This is a genomic window from Pseudomonas sp. PDM26 (genome assembly GCF_019219185.1).
Lineage (GTDB): Bacteria > Pseudomonadota > Gammaproteobacteria > Pseudomonadales > Pseudomonadaceae > Aquipseudomonas.
Genome location: NZ_JAHUWC010000038.1, coordinates 1 through 753, shown reverse-complemented (window position 1 = coordinate 753; position 753 = coordinate 1). Strand labels below are relative to the sequence as shown.

1 protein-coding gene is annotated in these 753 nt (G+C 62.9%); it reads right to left on the bottom strand.

Features of this window, described 5'->3' with window-relative positions; genetic code table 11:
* Positions 1-753 (bottom strand): Ig-like domain-containing protein (locus tag KW849_RS30975; protein ID WP_218433896.1); only part of this gene is annotated, 753 nt, incomplete at both ends.

The window sequence follows — 753 nt, the reverse complement described above, 5'->3', positions numbered from 1 at the left end:
CGTTGGCCGTCGGGTGCCCTTCGTTGTCATTCAGGGTGTAGCTGTAGCTCACGACACCGGTCGCCGCGTTGAACCCGGTGATGGTCAGCGTGCTGCCCAGCGGCGTGGTGATCGATTGCGGCAAGCCGGCGGCCACGCCACCGCTGACCACGGCGATGCCGCCCACGGTCAGGGTTTGCAGGCCATCGAGGGCGTTCACGGTGAACGTCCCGCTCTGCGTCAGGTCTGGTGCGTCAGGGTTGCTGCCGTCACTGAGGTTTTTTTCGTAAACCGTCAGCTCACTGCCATACACGTTGAGGCCATTGAGGACCACTGGATCGTCGTTGTTGTAGACGTTGAGCACCAGGTTGGCCGTGCTGGTGTCGCCGTCCGCATCGGTGAGGGTGTAAGTGAAGGTTTCGGTGCCATTGCCACCGCCGTGCAGGGCTTTGAAGTCGGCATCGCTGGTGTTCAGCGTGTAGGTGTACGTGCCATTGGCATTCAGCACCAAAGTGCCGTAGGTGCCGGTGAAGGTGCCGGAGGTGATTGGCCCGCTGTTTTCCCCGAGCGCTACGCGGTCGGCGCCTTGCACGTCGTTGCTCAACACATTGCCGCTGAGGGTCAGCAGGGTTTCCGAGGCTGTCGAAGCATGGCTGTCGTCCACGCCCTCCGGCAGGTCGTCGACAACGTTCACGTCGAGGCTGCCCGTGGCGGTGGTGCCGTTGTCGTCGACCACGGTCACGGCGAACTGCTCAGGCAAAGTGTTGGCGCCGT